The 15,028-nt window shown below is 52.4% G+C and carries 15 protein-coding genes; 6 read left to right on the forward strand and 9 right to left on the reverse strand.

Annotated elements, in window-relative coordinates; genetic code table 11:
• The 3 genes from ABYK60_RS10380 to leuA form a co-directional block, all read right to left on the reverse strand.
• The coding region (locus tag ABYK60_RS10380; protein WP_372871950.1) for an aconitase family protein at positions 1-228 on the reverse strand (228 nt) is incomplete at its 3' end.
• The gene (gene leuB, locus ABYK60_RS10385) at positions 228-1,322 is read right to left on the reverse strand and encodes a 3-isopropylmalate dehydrogenase (RefSeq protein ID WP_372871951.1); all 1,095 of its coding nucleotides are present in this window, start codon (positions 1,320-1,322) and stop codon (positions 228-230) included. The genes leuB and ABYK60_RS10380, both read right to left, overlap by 1 nt.
• A 68-nt stretch (positions 1,323-1,390) precedes the next feature.
• The gene (gene leuA, locus ABYK60_RS10390) at positions 1,391-2,959 is read right to left on the reverse strand and encodes a 2-isopropylmalate synthase (protein WP_372871952.1); all 1,569 of its coding nucleotides are present in this window, start codon (positions 2,957-2,959) and stop codon (positions 1,391-1,393) included.
• A gap of 498 nt (positions 2,960-3,457) precedes the next feature.
• On the opposite strand from leuA, the gene ABYK60_RS10395 reads away from it, so the two are divergent.
• Positions 3,458-5,197, forward strand: a complete 1,740-nt coding sequence (locus ABYK60_RS10395; RefSeq protein ID WP_372871953.1) for a hypothetical protein — start codon at positions 3,458-3,460, stop codon at positions 5,195-5,197.
• 72 nt (positions 5,198-5,269) lie between these two features.
• Here ABYK60_RS10395 and recQ read toward each other — a convergent pair whose 3' ends face one another.
• Positions 5,270-7,099, reverse strand: coding sequence for a DNA helicase RecQ (gene recQ / locus ABYK60_RS10400; protein WP_372871954.1), 1,830 nt, complete (start codon positions 7,097-7,099; stop codon positions 5,270-5,272).
• 208 nt (positions 7,100-7,307) lie between these two features.
• Between recQ and rarD the strand changes: the two genes are divergently transcribed.
• Entirely contained in the window at positions 7,308-8,189 is an 882-nt protein-coding gene (gene rarD, locus ABYK60_RS10405) for an EamA family transporter RarD (RefSeq protein WP_372871955.1), read from the forward strand.
• 20 nt (positions 8,190-8,209) lie between these two features.
• On the opposite strand, the gene ABYK60_RS10410 is transcribed toward rarD, so the two are convergent.
• The 5 genes from ABYK60_RS10410 to radC form a co-directional block, all read right to left on the reverse strand.
• Positions 8,210-8,743, reverse strand: coding sequence for a hypothetical protein (locus ABYK60_RS10410; RefSeq protein ID WP_372871956.1), 534 nt, complete (start codon positions 8,741-8,743; stop codon positions 8,210-8,212).
• A 155-nt stretch (positions 8,744-8,898) separates the two neighbouring features.
• On the reverse strand, positions 8,899-10,221 hold the full coding sequence (gene argA / locus ABYK60_RS10415; RefSeq protein WP_372871957.1) for an amino-acid N-acetyltransferase: 1,323 nt from the start codon (positions 10,219-10,221) through the stop codon (positions 8,899-8,901).
• Between the two features lie 286 nt (positions 10,222-10,507).
• Positions 10,508-10,681, reverse strand: a complete 174-nt coding sequence (rpmG, locus tag ABYK60_RS10420) for a 50S ribosomal protein L33 (RefSeq protein WP_214508728.1) — start codon at positions 10,679-10,681, stop codon at positions 10,508-10,510.
• Positions 10,682-10,687: 6 nt separating this feature from the next.
• The gene (gene rpmB / locus ABYK60_RS10425; protein ID WP_372871958.1) at positions 10,688-10,924 is read right to left on the reverse strand and encodes a 50S ribosomal protein L28; all 237 of its coding nucleotides are present in this window, start codon (positions 10,922-10,924) and stop codon (positions 10,688-10,690) included.
• Positions 10,925-11,043: 119 nt separating this feature from the next.
• Positions 11,044-11,721: a DNA repair protein RadC gene (gene radC / locus ABYK60_RS10430; protein ID WP_372871959.1), complete on the reverse strand. Its 678-nt coding sequence runs from the start codon at positions 11,719-11,721 to the stop codon at positions 11,044-11,046.
• A gap of 83 nt (positions 11,722-11,804) precedes the next feature.
• Here radC and coaBC point away from each other — a divergent pair, with 83 nt between their 5' ends.
• From coaBC to folE, 4 genes are all read left to right on the forward strand, one after another.
• A complete protein-coding gene (gene coaBC / locus ABYK60_RS10435) occupies positions 11,805-13,067 on the forward strand; it encodes a bifunctional phosphopantothenoylcysteine decarboxylase/phosphopantothenate--cysteine ligase CoaBC (protein ID WP_372871960.1) in 1,263 nt (420 codons plus the stop codon).
• Complete coding sequence (gene dut / locus ABYK60_RS10440) at positions 13,064-13,522, forward strand: dUTP diphosphatase (RefSeq protein ID WP_372871961.1); 459 nt, start codon at positions 13,064-13,066, stop codon at positions 13,520-13,522. The genes coaBC and dut overlap by 4 nt, the downstream gene beginning before the upstream one ends.
• Positions 13,523-13,561: 39 nt before the next feature.
• Positions 13,562-14,155 carry a nucleoid occlusion factor SlmA gene (gene slmA, locus ABYK60_RS10445; RefSeq protein WP_372871962.1) on the forward strand — a complete coding sequence of 198 codons (594 nt, stop codon included), beginning with the start codon at positions 13,562-13,564 and terminating at the stop codon, positions 14,153-14,155.
• A gap of 204 nt (positions 14,156-14,359) precedes the next feature.
• Positions 14,360-15,010, forward strand: coding sequence for a GTP cyclohydrolase I FolE (gene folE, locus ABYK60_RS10450; RefSeq protein ID WP_372871963.1), 651 nt, complete (start codon positions 14,360-14,362; stop codon positions 15,008-15,010).
• Positions 15,011-15,028 lie beyond the last annotated feature (18 nt).

A 15,028-nucleotide genomic window follows, 5' to 3' on the forward strand; every position in this document is an offset into this window, starting at 1 on the left:
GCTTAATGCCGTTAAGCTGGCACTCTTGGTGGAGGTGTTGTGATCCATGGTGGCGAAGGTTTTTTCCACCGCCCGCAGTTTGCGGCCGGCCATCTTCAGACCGCTGAAGGCCTGAGGCGAGGTCACCTCATGCACCAGATGACGGTCAACATAGATGATGGGGGCTTCACCGGCAGGCTCGACTACCAGATGGGCGTCCCACACTTTTTCATACAGAGTCTTTGCCATCACACACCTTCCCGGATTGCATTGGCGATGAAGTCGCCCATTTCTTTGGTTGATTTGGCATTGTGACGCTGGTCAGCTGACAGCAGCTCGCCAGTCAGAAAGCCTGCTTCCAAAGCGGCACCCACGGCGCGTTCGATACAGGCGGCGGCCTCTTCCTGTTTCAGGCTGTGGCGCAGCATCAGCGCGGCAGAGAGGATTTGCGCTATCGGGTTGGCGATGCCTTTACCGGCGATATCCGGCGCGCTGCCGCCGGCGGGCTCATAGAGACCAAAACCCGAGCCATTCATGGACGCAGAAGACAAAAGCCCCATGGAACCGGTAAGCATGGCAATCTCGTCCGATAAAATATCGCCGAACAGGTTTGAGCACAGCATCACGTCGAAATCGAACGGGCGACGCAGCAGCTGCATGGTGGCGTTATCGATATAGATGTGCTCCAGCGTCACATCGGGAAAGTCTTTGGCGACTTCTTCCACCACCTCGCGCCACAGCACCGAGCAGGCCAGCACGTTAGCCTTGTCCACCGAGGTTACCTTGCCACGACGACCACGGGCCGCCTCGAAGGCAATCTTGGCAATACGGCGGATTTCACGGCGGCTGTAACGCATGGTGTCGAAGGCTTCTTCCTCTTCGCCCTCGCCCTGACGGCCTTTTGGCTTACCAAAGTAGATGCCGCCTGTCAGTTCACGCACGCACAGCACATCGAAGCCCTGAGAAGAGATATCGGCACGCAGCGGCGACATATGCTCGAGCCCATTGTGCAGCTTAGCGGGGCGCAGGTTACAGAACAGCTCGAAGTGGCCGCGCAGAGGCAGCAGCGCGCCGCGCTCTGGCTGGTCATTGGGTGGCAGATGTTCCCACTTGGGGCCGCCCACTGAGCCAAACAGAATGGCATCGGCCGCTTCGCAGCCCTTGAGGGTGGCATCCGGCAGCGGGCAGCCGTGGTTGTCTATAGCAATACCGCCCACATCGTACTCGCTGTATTCGATATCGAGATTAAAACGCGCCTCTACTTCGGCCAGCACCTTACGTGCTTCCGCCATCACCTCGGGGCCTATGCCGTCACCGGCCAATACGGCTATCTGATAACTCATGCTTTGCTCTACTCCTGCGACTCTTTTGAATTTGCTGTTTAAATGCGTTGCCACGCTTAAGGCTGGACTTATACACCGCCCAGCTCACGGGTCTTTTGAATTTGCTGTTTACAATGGGCCACCTTGTCGGCGCGCCAGGTCAGGTTCATCACATGCACCAGTGCCTGGGCAGACGCCTCAACTACGTCCGTCGCCAGACCCACGCCATGGAAATTACGCTCATCATATTTGGCGGTAATGTCCACCTGCCCCAGGGCATTCTGACCTTCACCCTTGGCGCCAAGCTTGTAGCTGCTGATATTGATGGTGCGTTCGGTCGCGCGGGCGATGGCGTTGTAAGCGGCATCGACCGGACCATTACCGGTGGCAGCCTCAGTGATCACCTCTTCACCCACCCGGATACGTACTGTGGCGGTGGCCTTACCTTCGGTGGAGTCTGACTGCACGACCAATTGCTCCATCGTGTAATGGTCGTCGTCTTCAGCCTGGGCTTCCATAAAGGCCAGCGCTTCGAGGTCATAATCGAACACCTGTCCTTTGCGATCGGCAAGCTTCAAAAACTGGTCGTACAGCACGTCCATATCGTAATCAGCCGCGCCATAACCCATCTCTTCCATGCGATGTTTAATCACATGGCGGCCGGAGCGCGAGGTCATATTCAGGTTATTACGGTTCAGACCTATGCTCTCAGGCGTCATGATTTCATAGGTGTTTTGCGCCTTTAACATGCCATCCTGATGGATGCCGGATGAGTGGGTAAAGGCGTTGGAGCCCACAATCGCCTTGTTAGGCTGAATGGGCATATTGCACAACTGGCTGACCAACGTGGAAGCACGGTGAATTTCGCGGGCATTGATGCCGGTTTTTACACCCAGCATGTCTTTGCGGGTGGCCAAAATCATGGCAATTTCTTCCAGAGAACAGTTACCGGCACGCTCGCCGATACCGTTCACGGTACATTCAACCTGGCGTGCCCCCGCCTGCACTGCGGCAATGGAGTTGGCCACAGATAACCCCAGGTCGTCGTGGCAATGCACAGAAATAATCGCCTGATCGATATTGGGCACGCGATTAAACAGGGTTTGGATAATACCGCCGAACTCACTGGGTACTGTGTAGCCCACTGTATCGGGGATATTGATGGTGCGGGCACCGGCACGAATAGCCGCCTCTACCATCCGACAGAGGTTATCAATCGGCGTACGGCCTGCATCTTCACAGGAGAATTCCACATCATCGGTAAAGCGGCGGGCGTATTTCACCGCGCCAACGGCCATATCCAACACCTGATCGAAAGAGCGCTTGAGCTTACTCTCAACATGGATGGTAGAGGTGGAAATGAAGGTGTGAATACGGAACTGCTCGGCCACCGACAACGCCTGAGCTGCCGCATCAATGTCTTTTTCCAACGCCCGCGACAGTGCGCAGACACGGCTGTTTTTAATATTGCGTGCAATGGTTTGCACCGATTCAAAGTCTCCCGGAGATGATACCGGGAAGCCTACTTCCATCACATCCACACCCAGACGCTCAAGGGCAAAGGCGATTTGCAGTTTCTCTTTCACTGACAGGCTCGCGGCCAGCGCCTGTTCGCCGTCCCTCAGGGTGGTATCAAAGATGATGACTTTGTCTGACATTCCGCTTCTCCATGGAACCCTTGGGTTCTGTATGCGTATTACTGAGTATTTGAAACAAAAAACCCCGCGTTGTTAGCGCGGGGTTTGTGAAGGCTTTGCTTGGCTAGCGAGCGTGCGACACTATTTCCTCCGCGCAGAGATTGCGAGAGTAAGAAGGAGGAGGCCGAGTAGCGCAACAATTCTATTCATGAAAACCAAATATTTATGCTGATGAAAAACCAAGCTAGTGGCTAATATGTAACTTGGCCACAAAGCAGTGTCAACCCCATTTTTTTCATCATCGAGAGCGAGAATGACGCCGAATGTACATTATTCCACCAACAAACTGACAAAATTGGTGGTTTTTAGCACCAATCAGAGATGCACACGGTATCGGAAAACCCATTTTCCTGATTGTCCGCAAAACGAAAAGCATTGGTTTGATTTATGCAAATAAAGTTAAAAATTGATATACTCTTTGCCAATTTCACGGATTTGTTACTGTTTTTCGGAGAATAAATGGAGTTTCATCGTTGGTGTTGCTGCCTGCTGCTGTGGCTGGTGTCACTGCTTGCCTGTGCGCAAGATCCCATGGATGAAATCAATACCCTGGTCTACCAATATCCCGCCGAAGCCAAACAAAAAATCGCCGAGCTTGAAGAAGCACATCGCCATAGCTCACCATCCCCCGTTGAAGAACTCAGGCTGAAATTGCTCAAATGCGAGCTGTTATTACAATTTGGCGAAAACGAAGCCGCCATCAATCTGGCGCAAATGGGCGAAGCGACAGCCAAGCGTATCGGGGCAGATCATGTACGCCCCTATTTTATGTCCTGCCTCGCCGATGCCTACAGCGCATACGACAACCTTCAGATTGCTCTGCCATTGCTGGACACGGCAATTTCTCTGGCAAAGCGCTATCAACAACCGCAAGCAATGGTGATGGCACTGCGCTTGCGAGGACAATTGGATACTGAAACTGATAACCTCGCATCAGCGATTGAAGATTTACGCTTAGCGCTTGATGCTTACGACAACATCAGCGCACAGGATGTCGACTGGGCATGGCCCCCTAAAGCCTTTGTTTTTGCCGCGATGGGTAATCTGCTGTTCGTAACACATGACTATCAACAAGCCATGTACTACACCGAATTGGGGCTCAAATCACCGGAATGTATCGGTAAAATTCGCCAGGTATTATTGTTGAATGCATCCCGCATTGCGATGAGAAAAGGTGACACTGTTACCTCAGACGCTTATCTTCAGGAAGCCAGGCAATTACTGCCTGAACTCAGCACCCCGCTGGAGCTTGCTGTCGGGTATGCCACTATTGCCGCTATCGAAATTGAAAGAGGAAACTCCGATAAGGCGAAGGATTTGTTGGATGTGGCGTTGAACACCTTCGAGCAGCAACAAAAGCAACTTTACAGTATGCGAACCAAGCGGTTACTTGCACTGATTGCCTTTGATAAAGGGGATGAAAAAACCGAACTTAAGTTGATGGATGACGCCATTGGCACAGCAGAGCGAATGCAAGTTTACTCAGAGCTTGAGTCATATTATCTGACGCTTTCCGAGCACAGTGCCACTAAAGCTAACTTCAAGCAAGCCTATCAGCTCCTCAATAAAAGCTATCAAGCAGCTAAAAATGCACACAAAGCAACGAGCGATACCCGCATGCAGCAATTCCAGGCGCGGCTGAGTCAGCGAGCAAGTGATGCCACTTTGGAGAAGCTGCTCAGTGAGAATTTGGAAGAGCGCAGCAGCATCAGCTGGATGTATATGGTTCTGCTGGCGATGATTTTACTGCTGCTGACACTGGTACTATGGCAACTGCTACGCCATGTCTATCTGCGCAAGCAAATTAATGAGCCGCCGATGCCTCAGTCACCTCTGGAACACCTTGAACTCGCCATGGAGCAAGCGAAGCACGGCCATCATTCGTTGTCGATTTTATTGCTAAATATTCGAGACATAAGCCCGGTTGATCTGCCTTCGTTAAAAGCAGCAATTGAAAAGCGCCTGCGGGAAACTGATATGATTCTTCGATTCAGCGCCGATGAACTTTTGCTGTTGCTGCCTTACACCAGTAACTCGGGGGCTGAATTGGTCATGAAACAATTGCAGCCAGTTCTGGACGAATGCAAGGGACGCAAAATAGCACTCGGCCATGCCAGCATGCATCAATTCGATACAACCGAAACTCTGCTTAAACGCGCCAGCGTTCGCGGCATGAGCAGGGCACAACTGGGAAATTAAGCTAACCGGACCCTGACCCGAAACTCATTTCCCTGACGCCCCTGCTAATTCGTATACTTTTCAATCAACTACTTATTCATTGCACAGATAGGCTGCAATCTCATCAAGGAAAGCGTCGCCAAACTTTGCGAGCTTACGCTCGCCCACCCCATTGACCGCCAGCAGCTCAGCTGCAGACTTAGGTAGCATCCAGGCCATTTCGGCCAAAGTTGCATCGTTAAATACCAGATAAGGAGGCAGATCATGCTCTTCTGCAATGGTTCGGCGCAGGTTTTTAAGGCGGGCAAACAAACGGCGGTCATAATTCACCGGTGCTTTGGCATTGCTGCGTCGCCGCGGCGCCTCGCTCACACTGATATTCAGCCTCGGCTCAGCCAGCATCAAAGCCACTTCACCTTTCAATACAGGCCTGGCAGCGGGATTCAAGCGAATAGAAGAACCTCGGGTAATGTCCTGACTGGCAAATCCCAAGTGAATGATCTGGCGAATAACGCTGAGCCAATACTCATGGCTTCTGTCCTTGCCTATACCCCAGGTAGAGAGTTTGTCGTGACCACGCTCGACTACATTCGCCGCTTTGGAACCGCGTAACACTTCAATTAAGTGATTGATACCAAAACGCTGTTCAAGCCTATAAATGCATGAAAGTACTTTTTGCGCATCTTCGGTGCCGTTATATCTCTTTGGCGGATCCAGGCAAATATCGCAGTTACCGCAAGGCTCGCTGGCAGCCTCGCCAAAATAGTGCAGCAGCACCTGCCGGCGACAAGTTTGCGCCTCGGCAAAGGCGGCCATAGATGCCAGCTTATGGTATTCCACCTGCTGTTGTGGTCCGGGCTCCAGCTGCTCGATATGGTGTTTAACCCGGCCGATGTCGGCTGGGTCAAACAGCAGCAGCGCCTCGGCATCCAAGCCATCGCGGCCACCGCGGCCGGTTTCCTGGTAGTAAGACTCTATACTTTTTGGAATATCGTAGTGCACCACAAAACGCACGTTGGATTTATTAATCCCCATGCCAAAAGCCACAGTAGCCACTACCACATCTATTTGATCTTTAAGGAACCTATCCTGCACACTTGCGCGTTCATCCACCGTCATACCCGCATGGTACGCTTCGGCATAAAAACCTTGTTGGCGTAAACGCGCTGCCACTTCATCCACCCGTCGACGACTGCTGCAATAAACTATGCCACTGGCGCCCTTGCGTGACTGGATAAACTGTCGCAACTGATTAGCGGCATTAAGCTTCTCCACCACGGTATAGCGGATGTTGGGGCGATCAAAGCTGGCCAAATGCCGGTATGGATTGATAAAGAGGCGTTCACAAATGCTGACACGGGTGGCCTCGTCGGCAGTTGCTGTCAGCGCCATCACAGGCACATGGGGAAATCTTTGTTTAAGTTGACCAAGGGCGGAATATTCAGGTCGGAAGTCATGACCCCACTCACTGATACAATGAGCTTCATCAATGGCAAATAAGCTGAGATGCAAATCATCGAGGCGGCTTAAAAAGTCCCCCTGAAGCAAACGTTCAGGCGACACATAAAGCAATTTAAGCTCACCAAATCTAAGCTGGCGCAACACTTCAATAGCCACTTCCCGTGGCTGGGATGAATTGAGATACGCCGCTGCCACCCCGGATTGGAGCAGGCTATCCACTTGGTCTTTCATCAATGAAATCAGAGGGGAAACCACTAAGGTCACCCCGGGAAGCACCAACGCAGGCACCTGATAGCACAAACTCTTGCCACCGCCCGTAGGCATAATCACCAAGGTGTCTTCACCCTGACACACCCGCTCCATCACATCCCGCTGACCGGGGCGAAAATCCCGGTAACCAAATACCTGTTGCAGGCAATGGCTGAGCGGGTCGCGGGTTTGAGAAGGTGAAGCTGATTCCATGAAGAGGCCGTCCAAAAAACAAGGCGCCCATTCTAACCAAGCAGGAGCATGATGTCTTGTCGGATAAACCGATTAACGGTCCCCCCCAGCAAAGCCGACATTAATGTCCATTGAACTTGCCAAACTGTCCGACAGGTGATTATTTGTATGGCTTGAGCCAACAATCAAGGGCGCTTACAATGCGCGCCCCGATTGCCGGAGACCGTAAATGACTCAGGACCAGGAATACCGCAAAGGCATAATGCTCGCCATTGGTGCTTACACCATGTGGGGCTTTGCACCGCTTTACTTCAAATTGCTTGAGCAGGTGTCTGCCACTGAAATCCTGCTGCACCGGGTCATCTGGTCGTTTTTGTTTACCGCTTTGCTGATGAAATTTGTCGGTGGATTCACAAAACTCAGACAACTGCTGAAGGCCCCCCGGCAATTACTGGTGCTGCTTATCACATCGCTGCTCATCGCAGGCAATTGGCTACTGTTTATTTGGGCAGTGAATAACGATCATATGCTTGATGCGAGCCTGGGCTACTACATCAACCCTTTACTTAACGTGTTGCTTGGCATGCTATTTTTAGGTGAAAGGCTGCGAAAACTGCAATGGTTCGCGGTTTCACTGGCCGGTATTGGGGTGGCGGTGCAACTGGTATCCTTTGGATCTATCCCGGTGGTATCACTGGCACTTGCAGGCTCGTTTGGGATTTATGGTTTGCTGCGCAAAAAAGCCAATGTCGATGCCAAAACCGGCTTGTTGGTGGAAACCGCTATCCTGATGCCAGTGGCATTGGGCTACTTGCTGTTAACTCTACCAACGGCTGAGCACAGCATGCTGATAAATGACTGGCATCTGAATCTGCTGCTAATCGCGGCAGGACTGGTAACCACAGCCCCCCTGCTGTGCTTTGCCGGTGCGGCCGTACGCATTCCTTTGTCAATGCTGGGCTTTTTCCAATATATAGGCCCCAGTATTATGTTTATGCTGGCCGTAACCTTGTATCAGGAACCCTTTGATCTGGAAAAGGGCATCACTTTCGGCTTCATCTGGACGGCGCTGGCGGTCTTTACCCTGGATATGTTACGAAGACGCGCATAAGCACTGCTGAACCCGTAACCTCAATTACTGCTGGCCGCATTAAGCGCCCTGAGTATGGCATCTCCTTCAGGCGTACTCAGTACCAGGATATAGCCTTCGTCTACAGGGATTACCAGCAGTGGGTCGTTCCCCGTTATTGACGCCAGAGCCTTGGACTCACTTCCCTGCAGCCGGAACCAGCCAAGGTTATAACCCGGCATTCCAATGCCATTTGTACGAAAGCCAAGCCGTGGCACGTCAGCGACGTCCCGACTGACAACCCTAGCCTCAGCTAATTGCAATGAACTCAGGGGTATATCCCGACTGTAGGCAGGCAAATCCAGCACCAGCTTATCTTGCTCAACCCGCAGCTCAGGCGAAAGTGCCCCCACAAATATCCAGCCCAGAGAGCCGACAACGGCCAAAATGAGCCCTGTTGTCACTGCGCGCGCCGTCGTTGTAGTGGGTTTACGTCTGGCAATGACTCCAATGAGCAGTACTCCCGCCAACAAACCTATAGCGCCCCACAGTGCGTTTCCAGCCAAGGGTGACAGCATAAATACATTGGGTTCCATTTCTATTCTCCCGGGTGTCGAGGGTATCACCATTGCGCAAAAGACATAATATGTCAACGATTGGTGACATAAAATGTCAACCTGATGCTCTCCATAAACGAAACAACCAGCCCTTGGGCTGGTTGTTTCGTTTTATTTAGGTAAAACTGGGCTGGCTATTGCAAGTTCAGTGCAAGAATTTTGGAACGACGCTGATAGTTGTACAACTGCTTCTTTTTGGTTGGCAGCGCATCCACTTCCACCATGTCAAAGCCATGTTCCAAAAACCAGTGGATACTGCGTGTAGTAAGGGCGAACAGTCTGGCATAACCCCTTACCCGCGCCTGACTGATAATATTTTTCAGCAACAGACTGCCTCTGTCGGCATCGCGATAATCAGGGTGAACAACCAAACAGGCAAACTCGCCGGCATTATCCTCTTCAAAGGGATAAAGCGCCGCACAGCCGATCACCAGGCCATCACGCTCAATTACCATAAACTGCTCAATCTCAATTTCCAGCTGCTCACGGGAGCGGCGCACCAGAATCCCCTGCTCTTCCATAGGACGAATCAGATTGAGAATGCCACCAATGTCAGCAATGGAAGCGCGACGCAGTTTTTCCGCGCTTTCAGTCACTATTTGGGTGCCGATACCATCGCGGGAGAAAAGCTCCTGCAGTAATGCACCATCCTCCAGAAAACTGACCAGGTGACAACGGGGTACACCATGGCGACAGGCATCGATACTGGCCTTAAGGAAAGCCAGAGTGCCCACACAGGCTTGTCCACTCTCCTGCATTTTGGCCACAATATTTTGAGCGTCATTGGGCATCAGCTCGGCAATCACCTCACCCGAGCTATCCAGAATACCGTTTTGAGCGCTGAAGCCTATCATCTTGTCAGCTTTTAACTTCACCGCCACCTGGGTTGCCACTTCTTCGGCCGTCAGGTTGAAACTCTCACCGGTAACTGACGCGGCAATCGGCCCCATCAATACAATCCCATGGCTGTCCAGTTGGTGACGCAGACCCTGTACATCAATACGGCGCACCCGGCCGGAAAGGCAATAGTCCACACCATCATCCACACCCAATGGCTGAGCAATAACAAAATTACCACTGACCACGTTCAAATGAGCCCCCTGCATAGGGGTATTGGATAAACTCATCGACAGACGTGCTGTAATATCAAATTGCAACGCACCAGCCACCTGCTTGATAACTTTAAGGGTATCTTCGTCGGTGATGCGCACGCCATTGTGATATGCAGGCGCAATACCGTGCAGTTCAAGGGCTGAATCAATCTGCGGCCGCGCACCATATACCAACACAATGCGGATCCCCAAACTGTGCAACAGGGCCACATCGTTGATGATGGCACGGAACTGGGGTTGCACCATGGCCTCGCCGCCCAGCATAACCACAAAGGTCTTGCCACGGTGAGCGTTAACATAAGGGGTGGAATGACGGAAGCCGTCAACCAATTCAGTGGTTCTCACTGGCTGTATTATCCTCTCAGGCACCTGCGCAGCGACACACTGCGCCAATATGAATTACTGCTCAATTTTAGTGAATTTAAATTCACTTTGAAAGTTTTTATTTTTACCACGATATGGTTTCAATCATATGAATCTAAAGCATAGCATCAAAAAACAACTCGGGTGTTTTATAAAGCGCACAGGTGAATAGAGAATCAAACATTAGGAAAAAAGTCTGTCGGATGGGAAACCACAGACAATAAAAAACCCCGGACCAGGCCGGGGTTTTAAAAGAGCTTAAAATCAATTACTTGATCTTGGCTTCTTTGTAGATAACGTGCTGACGGATCACAGGATCAAATTTCTTGATTTCCATCTTTTCAGGCATGTTACGCTTGTTCTTGTCGGTAGTGTAGAAGTGACCAGTCTTGGCAGTAGATACCAGCTTGATCTTCTCACGGGCGCCTTTAGCTTTAGCCATTTTCTATTACACCTTCTCGCCGCGGGCACGAAGTTCAGCGATAACAACTTCGATACCTTTCTTGTCGATGATACGCATACCCTTGGTGGAAACACGCAGCTGTACAAAGCGCTTTTCAGTTTCCAACCAGAAACGGTGGTTCTGCAGGTTAGGTAAAAAACGACGACGGGTCGCGTTTTTTGCGTGCGAACGGTTGTTACCAACCATTGGTCGCTTGCCAGTAACTTGGCATACTCTTGACATGTCAATCTTCTCCAAACAGTTTTTAACGCTCGAGCATTAATGTACCTCGTATGGCCGTCGCCCGAGGCACAAAGAGGGCGCATTTTATACACGAAAGCCCATGGGAGATCAAGTAAAGATCAACCAATCCACCCTCGCTCGGCAAAGGAGACTATCTCCCGGTCCCCCACAACCAGATGATCCAACAAGGGAACATCGATAGTTGCCAGGGCATTTTTCAATCTATCTGTAATCCGTTTATCGGCTTGGCTGGGCTCAGCCACGCCGGACGGATGGTTGTGGCAAACGATTACCGCTGCCGCATTTTTATCCAGTACCAGTGCCACCAACTCTCTGGGATATACCGAGGCGGCGTCGATGGTGCCACGGAACAACTCAACAAACTGGATAACTCTGTGTTGGCTGTCCAGCAACAACACCGCAAACACCTCATAAGCCCTGTCTGCCAGTTGCTGTCTGAGGTAGTTCCGGGTCAAATCCGGACTGGTAAGCACCTGTCCCCGTTGCAAAGACTCACCGGCAAGGCGCCTAGCAAGCTCAGCTGAGGCTTGAAGCTGGGCGTATTTTACCGGACCCAAGCCCTGTAGTCGACATACTTGCTGCTTGGAAGCACTGAATAATGCTCTGAGGCCACCAAACTCCACCAGCAACCTGCGAGCCAGATCCACCGCATCCATGCCAACGGCGCCATTTCTGAGCAGCACCGCCAGCAACTCGGCATCACTGAGCACCGCCGCCCCGCGCTGCAATAATTTTTCTCTTGGGCCCTCACCCTGTGGCCAATCCCTGATTGCCATCAACCTGCCTCCTGCCTTCCGTGGCGAGATAACGCTTCGCGTGAATAATTTGGACTGGGTCGCTCACCCTGAGACCAACGACTATGGTATGGTTAGCGCCAGTTAATCTTAGTCGGGATCTGTCAGTGAGCCTGAATAATCGAAAAATTTTACTGGGAATTGGCGGCGGTATTGCCGCCTACAAGAGTGCCGATTTAGTGCGCCGCCTCAAAGAGCGAGGCGCCGATGTACGGGTAGTGATGAGCCAAAGTGCCGGCGAATTTATTACGCCTCTCACCCTGCAAGCACTCAGTGGTCACCCTGTCGCCATGGATTTGCTGGATCCCGCTGCCGAAGCCGCCATGGGGCATATTGAGCTGGCACGCTGGGCCGACCTGGTGATTATTGCCCCTGCCACTGCCAATCTGATTGCCCGCATCGCTGCGGGTATGGCTGATGAGCTTATCACCACCACCTGTCTGGCTACATCCAGCCCCATAGCCCTGTGTCCGGCGATGAATCAGCAAATGTATGCCAATCAGGCTACTCAGGATAATCTCGCGACAGTTGCCCGGCGCGGCATTAAGCTTTGGGGGCCGGACAGTGGCAGCCAGGCCTGCGGCGAAGTGGGTCCCGGCCGAATGCTGGAGCCATTGGAAATCTGTGCCTTTGCCGAACGTCTGCTCGAAGAAGACGCCGCCACAGAGCAGTTTAAGCACAGCCTTAAAGGCCATAAACTGATGCTCACAGCAGGCCCAACCCGTGAAGCCATAGACCCGGTACGCTATATCTCCAACCACAGCTCTGGCAAAATGGGCTTTGCCCTGGCAGAAGCAGCCGCCGCCATGGGCGCCGAGGTGACCCTGGTATCGGGCCCGGTTCGCCTTGCCACTCCGGCAGGCGTTAAACGTATCGATGTCGACTCAGCCCAGCAAATGCTGGATGCAGTGATGGCACAAATCGACAAGCAGGACATTTTTATTGGTTGCGCCGCCGTAGCCGATTACCGGGTTGCAGACGTAGCCACGGGTAAAATCAAAAAGAGCAGCGAGACCATGCAACTTGCACTGGTACGCAATCCTGATATCTTAGCCACGGTCGCGTCTCACCAGACAAGACCCTTTACGGTGGGATTTGCCGCCGAAACCCATGATGTTGAAACTTACGCCAGAGACAAGCTCAAGCGCAAAAATCTGGATATGATCGCGGCCAACGATGTGTCTGTGCCGGGGCAAGGTTTTAACTCCGATATCAACGCCCTGCAGGTGTTCTGGCCAAACGGACACCAGGAGCTGCCTGCCACCGACAAATTGTCACTGGCGTACCAACTGCTTTCATTGATAGCGACAAAAATAACCAAAAAATGAAAACACCCATAGAACTGAAGATCCTTGACTCCCGCATCGGCTCCGAATTCCCGTTGCCGGCCTACGCCACCCCAGGCAGCGCCGGTATGGATCTGCGTGCCATGCTGGATACCGCCATTACCATAGCGCCGGGGGAAACTGTACTGGTGCCCACCGGCATTGCCGTGCATGTGGCCGACGCCAGCCTGGCTGCGGTTATCCTGCCCCGTTCAGGCCTTGGTCATAAGCACGGTATAGTACTGGGTAATCTGGTAGGCCTTATCGACTCTGACTATCAGGGCCCGCTGATGGTGTCCTGCTGGAATCGCAGCGACAAAGATTACATTCTGGAAATAGGCGATCGCCTGGCGCAGCTGGTGTTTGTGCCAGTAGTACAGGCCGAGTTTAAATTGGTGGACGAATTCGACACCTCATCACGTGGTGAAGGCGGTTTTGGCCATTCAGGCACCCGTTAACCCCCTCGTTTTGTCAAAGTGTTGTATGAAGGACAATCAATGGCCACCAAAGAAAAACTGAGCCGCCGCGACCATATTCTCCAGTGTCTGGCACAGATGCTGGAAACCAACCCCGGACAACGTATCACCACCGCCAAGCTGGCCGCCGAAGTGGGCGTATCTGAAGCGGCGCTGTATCGCCACTTCCCCAGCAAGGCGCGGATGTTTGAGGGTTTGATTGAGTTTATCGAAGACTCACTGCTGTCACGCATTAACCTCATCATGGACGATGAGAAAGACACCATGCGCCGCTGCCAGCTGGTGTTACAGCTACTGCTGCTGTTTGCCGAACGTAATCCGGGCATTTCCCGGGTACTGAATGGCGATGCGCTGCTGGGCGAGAACGAGCGCCTGCGCAGCCGCATCAGCACTCTGTTTGGTAAAATCGAAACCCAGCTCAAGCAAATACTGCGGGAGAAAACCCTGCGTGAAGGCAAAGGGTTTGAACTGGACGAAGCCATGCTGGCCAACCTGTTGCTGGCCGTGGCTGAAGGCCGGATTGCCCAATACATTCGCAGCGAATTCAAACAAAAGCCCACCGAACACTTCGACGAGCAATGGGGCTTTATTCAAAAGCAGCTTTTACAAAGCTAACTTTCAGCACCACAATCGTCAGATGTTGTGTGAGAAACCAGCCGCTTAAAAAGCCGGACTTTGTCCGGCTTTTTTATAGATGCAATACAATTTCGGTATGAATTTACGCCAAATAGCGGTATCCTCCCGCTTTCGCGCAATACCCCAGTAAATTGCCCTGATATTGCGCCCGGCAACGCGCCGGTGAAGTGGTTGGAGGTAGATATGGCACTCAGCGATGCAGCACTCAAGGTTCAGGCCGCGCTTATGGAGCGTGGGCTGGAAACCCCTATGGTTCCCTGCGGACTTTCCCGCGAAGAACGCAAAGACAAAATCGAACAACATATGCGTGCCATTCTGGAGTTGATGTCGCTCGATTTAACCGACGACAGCCTCGCCGACACCCCCCGTCGCATCGCCAAAATGTATGTGGACGAAATCTTCTCCGGCCTCGACTACGAAAACTTTCCCAAAATCACCGTCATCGACAACAAAATGGGCGTTGATGAAATGGTGCGGGTGCAGGATATCAGCCTCACCAGCACCTGTGAGCACCATCTGGTGACCATAGATGGCACCGCAACAGTGGCCTATCTGCCGCGCAAGAAGATCATTGGCCTGTCCAAGATCAACCGCATAGTGCGCTTCTTTGCCCAGCGACCTCAGGTGCAGGAACGTCTGACTCAACAGGTTCTGGTGGCGCTGCAGGCACTGTTGGAAACCAAAGACGTGGCCGTGAAAATCGATGCCGTACACTACTGCGTAAAATCCCGCGGCGTGATGGATGCCACCAGCTCCACCACCACTACGGCACTGGGCGGTATCTTTAAGTCCAACCCGGCCACCCGGGCGGAGTTTTTGCATCAGCCCCGCTAGGGCGATATCGCATTCCCA

The organism is Shewanella sp. (assembly GCF_041630135.1).
In the GTDB taxonomy this organism is placed as follows: Bacteria; Pseudomonadota; Gammaproteobacteria; order Enterobacterales; family Shewanellaceae; genus Shewanella.

Coding starts and splice junctions, on each gene's coding strand:
- rpmG (WP_214508728.1), bottom strand. CDS start 10,681: ATGGCTAAAGCTAAAGGCGCCCGTGAGAAGATCAAGCTGGTATCTACT.
- ABYK60_RS10395 (WP_372871953.1), top strand. CDS start 3,458: ATGGAGTTTCATCGTTGGTGTTGCTGCCTGCTGCTGTGGCTGGTGTCA.
- folE (WP_372871963.1), top strand. CDS start 14,360: ATGGCACTCAGCGATGCAGCACTCAAGGTTCAGGCCGCGCTTATGGAG.
- leuB (WP_372871951.1), bottom strand. CDS start 1,322: ATGAGTTATCAGATAGCCGTATTGGCCGGTGACGGCATAGGCCCCGAG.
- rarD (WP_372871955.1), top strand. CDS start 7,308: ATGACTCAGGACCAGGAATACCGCAAAGGCATAATGCTCGCCATTGGT.
- radC (WP_372871959.1), bottom strand. CDS start 11,721: ATGGCAATCAGGGATTGGCCACAGGGTGAGGGCCCAAGAGAAAAATTA.
- dut (WP_372871961.1), top strand. CDS start 13,064: ATGAAAACACCCATAGAACTGAAGATCCTTGACTCCCGCATCGGCTCC.
- ABYK60_RS10410 (WP_372871956.1), bottom strand. CDS start 8,743: ATGGAACCCAATGTATTTATGCTGTCACCCTTGGCTGGAAACGCACTG.
- leuA (WP_372871952.1), bottom strand. CDS start 2,959: ATGTCAGACAAAGTCATCATCTTTGATACCACCCTGAGGGACGGCGAA.
- rpmB (WP_372871958.1), bottom strand. CDS start 10,924: ATGTCAAGAGTATGCCAAGTTACTGGCAAGCGACCAATGGTTGGTAAC.
- slmA (WP_372871962.1), top strand. CDS start 13,562: ATGGCCACCAAAGAAAAACTGAGCCGCCGCGACCATATTCTCCAGTGT.
- recQ (WP_372871954.1), bottom strand. CDS start 7,099: ATGGAATCAGCTTCACCTTCTCAAACCCGCGACCCGCTCAGCCATTGC.
- coaBC (WP_372871960.1), top strand. CDS start 11,805: ATGGTATGGTTAGCGCCAGTTAATCTTAGTCGGGATCTGTCAGTGAGC.